The sequence below is a fragment of the Geobacillus sp. LYN3 genome, assembly GCF_003064505.1.
Lineage (GTDB): Bacteria > Bacillota > Bacilli > Bacillales > Anoxybacillaceae > Parageobacillus_B > Parageobacillus_B toebii.
Map to the genome: position 1 here is coordinate 326,536 of NZ_QCWL01000001.1, position 538 is coordinate 327,073.

Here is a 538-nt window from a genome sequence, read left to right on the forward strand (position 1 = left end):
GACAATGAGCCATGGAGGACTCGAACCTCCGACCCTCTGATTAAAAGTCAGATGCTCTACCTGCTGAGCTAATGGCTCGTGTAGTAAATGAAAACACTCCATGTTTTTGTTGCCTCTTCCTCTGCTAGCCAATTCAAAGATGTTGGATGTGTCGAGGCAACTGGTAATCAACTCTCCTGCTCGTTGTCCCTTCCTCTTCTAGCTAATTCACAGAAGCAGGATGCGTCGGGACAATTCGTAGCGAACTCATAGAAGCTTTGCTCATTGCTTCCCTGCTGAGCTAATTAGTGAGATTATGGCTGGGCTAGCTGGATTCGAACCAGCGCATCACGGAGTCAAAGTCCGTTGCCTTACCGCTTGGCTATAGCCCAATAATATTGGAGTACCTAATGCTACCGAAAAATATTATTTCACATAACATAAAAATTATACTTCATTTCAGCTAATTACTCTATGTATAAGGTGGTGGAGGGGGACGGATTCGAACCGCCGAACCCAAAGGGAGCGGATTTACAGTCCGCCGCGTTTGGCCACTTCG

At 46.5% G+C, this 538-nt stretch carries 2 tRNA genes; both read right to left on the reverse strand.

The window, feature by feature from the left end:
- Window positions 1-5: 5 nt before the first annotated feature.
- Window positions 6-78, reverse strand: a tRNA-Lys gene (locus DCC82_RS01615).
- Window positions 79-296: 218 nt separating this feature from the next.
- Window positions 297-371: transfer RNA gene (locus DCC82_RS01620), tRNA-Gln, on the reverse strand.
- Window positions 372-538: the final 167 nt, after the last annotated feature.